At 66.3% G+C, this 5,926-nt stretch carries 2 protein-coding genes; both read left to right on the forward strand.

Annotation, left to right across the window (positions count from 1 at the left end):
* On the forward strand, window positions 1–216 hold a 216-nt coding region (locus tag ASE27_RS20865; RefSeq protein WP_235535383.1), incomplete at its 5' end, for a hypothetical protein.
* 885 nt (window positions 217–1,101) lie between these two features.
* Complete coding sequence (locus ASE27_RS07610) at window positions 1,102–5,289, forward strand: DUF11 domain-containing protein (RefSeq protein WP_162259222.1); 4,188 nt, start codon at window positions 1,102–1,104, stop codon at window positions 5,287–5,289.
* Window positions 5,290–5,926: the final 637 nt, after the last annotated feature.

The following is a 5,926-nucleotide window of genomic DNA, read 5'->3' on the forward strand; positions in this document are numbered from 1 at the left end:
GACGACGACCTCGACACCGCCCGCGTCGCGGTGGATCTCGACCTCGACCCCGGGCGTACCGGGCGCATGACGCAAGGCGTTCGTGAGGGCCTCCTGCAAGATGCGGTAGACGGCGAGCTGCAGGCTCGGGTCGAGATCCGTCAGTCCGCCCGTCGCCAGGCCTTGCGTCCGGACCGGGATCCCCGCAGTGCGGAACCCGAGCGGTCATCCACCTAGCCGGGTCACGGCCTGCCGAGGGACAGACCTACCACCTCACGAATCCTCGCTACGCCCCGCTCAGCCTTAGGGTCGACCGGCAGCGCGCCCACGGCCATCGGATCGAGACCCTCGAGTACACCCAGTGGCTGGATGCGCTGACCACGTTCTGCAGCGAGCACCCCGAGCACCCCGTGGTGGCGTTCCTGCCGATCGTCACCAACGTCGCCACGTCGAGCGACGTGACCGTCAAGGAGCTCTACTTCGAGGGCACGTTCCCGCGGTTCGGACGAGAGCGCACCGAGCGCGACCTCGCCTCGAGCGGCCTCCTCTGCCCATCGGTCGACGCAGACATGCTCGACTCTTACATCCGCTACTTCCACGCTGTGGGATACATCCGGACCCCACTGAGCGAGGAACTCCGGCCGCCCCTCAGAGATAGCCATCTTCCAGCGGTGACAGCATGGCGAAGGTCCGTCGGCTCATCTCGAGGGACCTTCGTCATGTGCGGTCGGCAGGCGTTCAATCCGTGTCTACCGGTTGCCGACTGCGCGCTCCTGTGTTCTATGGGTTCATTTTATTAACTTAAGTTGCACAACTGTGCCTAGAGCGGGTGAATTCCGCTTCCTGAGAGTTACCCGAAAGAAGTGTGGGCACGGGCCGAACGCTCGGCCTGCGCGATCGGCCCGGAGTGTTGGATTCATGCGGAAATTGGGACCTTCGGCTCCTCCAGCTCCTTGCGTTGGACGACGCCAGGTCTGCACCCGAGCCAGTGCTCGAATGTGACACACATCACATTTTCTGCCCGTCATGGTCGTGAGGAGGGCTGGTCACATAGGGCAAGGAGCTCGTCCTTGGCGAGCAAGTGGTACCTCTATCCAGTTCCGAGAAAGGCCACCGATTGCCATGAAGCACCTGTCGCCAAGCCGTTCCGTCGCCCGTGGGCAGAAGCGTTTTCGCATCATGATGCTGCGGCGTCGACTAGCCGGCTTGGCGGGTGTCCTTATCGCGGCACTTGTGGCGGGTATGGCTATTGTCCCTATGGCGCAGGCCGCGACGGTCTATGAGTTGCAGGGGAGCTGGGCTGAGGGAACGCCCACCCCGCTCAAGACCGGCGATGCGGTCTCGGCGCAATGGTGGTTCAACCTCAATGACGATGCTGCGGCGCCGGGGAACGCGCCGGTGGAGAACGTGACGATCACGGTGACGGCGCAGGACGCGGTCTTCGACTCGCTACCGCCAGCTTGTTTGACCGATGGCGTGACTCCAGCCTCGAACATCTCCGGTGATGGATCGACGCTGGTGTGCAACGTGGGCACGCAGGCGCAGGGTACGGCGGTCTCGCTGACGAGTGCGATGCGGGTCACCGGGGCCACGGGTGATTCGATCAGCGCTTCGGCGTCGATCGGCGGCCAGCAGGCGCAGCTGCCGGAGATCGGGATCGAGAACACCTTCTTGCAGGACATCTACTGGGTGCAGAGCGCGGGCAGCAGCACGCTGAACCCGACCTCGCGTGACGTGGTGTTCAACTGGACGGTGTTCCACGGGGCGTACAGCCCGGCGGGCCCAGGCACTGCGACGTACAACCTGACGCTGGAGAACAGCCTGGGCGCCACGATGCAGGTCGGGCCTGATGCTTGCCGCGCCTTCACGAGCGGTACGGCCAGCGGGCACCCGTGGTCGGGCGGCACGCATGCTGCGGATCAGGTCGGCCCGTTCGCCGGGACGTGCACGTTGACGCGCAACAGCTCGACCTCCTACACGCTGACGATCTCCGGAATCGACTACAGCCACGCGCTAGCCCCCACCAGGGACTCGGCTGGCAACGCGCTGCCGACCGACCGCGTTGCGGTGGCCTCTGGTCAGATCCAGATCCGGGTCATCTCCACGGAGAACGCCGGCCGGGTGGGCCTGACCTCGAGTGCGCCCACCTACACCGCGGTCGATGGTCAGACCTTCCCCGACGACGCGTCGAACAACACCGCTAACACGACGTGGGTCAGCGGGTACTGGACTCACGCCTGGACCCCTAGCTACACGGGGCAGAGCGGTGCTGCGTGGTCGGACACCTACCGGGTAGCACCTGGCACGCAGGTCATGTCGGCGCCGCAGGTCAACTTCCCGAACGTCTCGACCATCAACGCCACACAGGGTGGACTCTGCTCGGTGCTCGACACCCGGTACGTCACCTTCACCGGGGCCGTCACGAGATTCGAGAACTCGACCACGGGACCGCTCGCCGGTCTTCCGGTGGCGTACTACACCGGTACGTCGGCGCTGTTGAACCCGGCGAGCGGCTCGTACGACCCGAACGCCTTCACGTGTGAGGGGACCACGGGGTGGACGACGACGGCACCGGCTGACCTGTCGACGGTCAAGGCGGTACGGGCGATCTATACCCTCACGCCTGCGATCCGGGCGCAGCGGGTGGTTCTGCAGACGTTGCAGCAGGTGAAGCCCGACGCCCCGGTGGGGGCGAATGTGTGGACCTGGGGTGCCTACATCAGCGCGACCAGTGCGACGAATGCATGGGTCTACCCGAACCGCAGCGCCAACGTCGCTGATGCGCCTGTCAATGGGGTTCCCACCCCGGGCGCCCGCTATGCGTATGCGGCTGGTGGGCGTGACATCCTGCGGGTCATCGGAGTCACCCCGAACGTCGAGAAGTCGGTGACTCCGACGACGATCGACCCTGGTGGGCAGGCGACGTACACGCTGAACTACTCGGCCAACGGCACGGGGGCGGTTGCCCCGACCGTTGATGGCTACCAGCTCGTCGACACGCTCCCGGCCGGGACGACGTACGTGCCGGGGTCATCAACCCCAGAGCCGGTCACCACGACGGACGCCAGCGGGCGTCAGGTGTTGACGTGGACGCTGAACGGTGTGAGCACGAACGCAGCCCATGCACTGTCCTACGACGTCCAGTACCCGGCAGAGCTTGAGGGTGGGGCACGGCTGGTGAACACCGTGACCGCTGCCGTGGGCGGCGCACAGTCAGGTGCAGCCACCGCCTCGGTCGTGGTCAACGACTCAGGCCTGACCCGGATCATCAAGACCGCCGACCAGGCGTTCATCCCCAACCTAACCGGCGACGGCGCCGGCGAGGGGTCATGGACGGTACTGGTCCGCTCCGAGGACCCGATGACCCAGCAGTTCGTCGACGTGATCGACATCCTGCCGTACACCAGTGACGGGCGAGGGACCGACATCAGCGGCACCTACCAGCTCAGTGGTCCGATCCAGGTCTCGATGGGGGCCACGGTCTACTACACGACGGCCGACCCTGCGACGTTGAACGACGATTCTGCCGACAGCTCCAACGGCGCGGCAGGCAACCCGGGTGGGAACACGGTCGGATGGACCACCACGTTCACCCCGGACGCGACCGCCGTGCGCGTCATCACCGGCCCCCTGGCGGCACGAGCCTCCTTCACGTTCACCGTACCGATCGCCACCGAGGACATGGAGGGAGGGGACATCCTCGTCAACCGGGCGCAGGGCCGTGCGGAGAACACTCGGCTCGTGATGCGGACCTCCGCCCCGACCGAGATCGCGAACTACTACTCGGCCTCACTGAAGAAGTACGTGCAGGACGCCGCCGGTACGTGGCGTGATGCCAACGATCCGGTCGACTACCCCGAGTTCCGTGTCGGGGACACGGTGCGCTATCGGATCGTGGTGGAGAACACCGGCCAGGGCACGCTGACTGGTATCGAGATCTCCGATGACCAGCAGCCCGAGCTTGGATCGTTCACCATCGACTCGCTGGCTCCCGGCCAGACCCAGAGCCACGAGTTCGAGATCGTGCTCACCGAGCCCCTGGCGGACTCGGTCGTCAACACGGCCTGCGCCCAAGCGGACATTCCTGCAGACTCCCAGGTTCCCCCGACGATCAACTGCGACCCGGCCGGCCTGGTGGTCATCGGAGACCCCACCCACACGAAGGAACTGGTCTCGGCGAACCCGATCGGAAACGGGCAGTGGGAGGTCGTCTACGAGATCGTCGTGGCCAACACCCAGACCCCGTCGACGACCTACTCGCTCGAGGACGCGCTGCACTTCACCGACCAGGCGACCATCGTCTCGGCCGCAGTGACGCAGGCACCTGACGGTGTCACGCTCGCCGATCCTGCATGGAACGGCCAGGACAACCTGACCATCGCGACCGACGTCCCGCTGGCTGGCACCGACGACGACGGATACACCCCGCACGTCTACCGGGTGACCGTCGTGGCCGAGGTGCCTCTGCAGGTCGAGGGCGCCGGTTCCGGAGCCAACGACCCGACAGCCTGCCCGGCAGAAGGATCCAACGCCAACCAGGGCTTCAATAACACCTCAGAAATGACCGGCCCTGACGGCGAGGTCGAGCAGGACCAGGCGTGCGCCCCGATCCCGTCCATCGACATCACCAAGACAGTCTCGGGCGGCCCGACGCCCAACGGTGACGGGACGTGGACAGTCACCTACGACATCGTGGCCACCAACACCGGCGCCGGCGCCGGTACTTATGAGCTCACTGACCGCATGACCGCTGACGGCGACCTCGAGGTCCGCTCGGGCGCTGTGACCACCACCCCAGAGGGTGTGACGGCTTCGCCGTCCTGGACCGGTCTCGGGGCTGACACCTTGCCCTCCGGGGCCGAGCACACCTACCAGGTCGAGGTTGTCCTCGCCCTGGCAGATGGCACCCAGGGGGCTCCGGTGATCACGCCGTGCTCCGCGGAGCCAGGCGGATCGCAGGGCGGGCTATCGAACGCCGCCGCGATCGACCACAACAGCCTCACCGACTCGGCCGAGGCATGCGTGACCGTCGCATCCATCACGGTCGACAAGACCATCAGCGCTGGGCCCACGCCCAACGGTGACGGGACATGGACGATCACCTATGACCTGGTCGCAACCAACATCGGTGCGGCTGCTGGGGACTATGACCTGAGCGACCAGTTGCACTACGGCGAGGGCATCGAGATCACCAGCGCCGCGGTCACCACGGCACCCGACGGTGTGACGACCAACGCTGACTGGACGGCGGATGCGCTCGACGAGCGTCGCGTCGTACGGAGGGATCCAGCCCGGGGGACTATGACCTGAGCGACCAGTTGCACTACGGCGAGGGCATCGAGATCACCAGCGCCGCGGTCACCACGGCACCCGACGGTGTGACGACCAACGCTGACTGGACGGGGCTGGGCGCCGACGGCGCCCCAGCGAACGTCGTGGCTACGGGGATCGAACTCGCCGCCGGCGGGACTCACACCTATCAGGTGACGGTCACCGTTGAGATGGACGAGGCCACGATCGATCCGGGCCAGCTCCAGTGCCCGGCCCCGGGCTCGGGTGAGAACGGTGGACTGGCGAACTCGACCACCCTGACCCACAACGGNAGATGGACGAGGCCACGATCGATCCGGGCCAGCTCCAGTGCCCGGCCCCGGGCTCGGGTGAGAACGGTGGACTGGCGAACTCGACCACCCTGACCCACAACGGGACCGTCGCCCAGGACGACGTATGCGCCACCCTGCCGCTCATCACGGTCGACAAGACCATCAGTGCTGGTCCCACGCCCAACGGTGACGGGACGTGGACCATCGTCTACGACCTGGTCGCGACCAACACGGGTGCGGCTGCGGGGGACTATGACCTGAGCGACCAGTTGCACTACGGCGAGGGCATCGAGATCACCAGCGCCGCGGTCACCACGGCACCCGACGGTGTGACGACCAACGCT

The organism is Oerskovia sp. Root918 (genome assembly GCF_001428945.1).
GTDB lineage: Bacteria > Actinomycetota > Actinomycetes > Actinomycetales > Cellulomonadaceae > Oerskovia > Oerskovia enterophila.

Bases quoted from the DNA above. Each gene is read 5' to 3' on its own strand.
- ASE27_RS07610 (WP_162259222.1), top strand. From the start codon at position 1,102: ATGAAGCACCTGTCGCCAAGCCGTTCCGTCGCCCGTGGGCAGAAGCGT.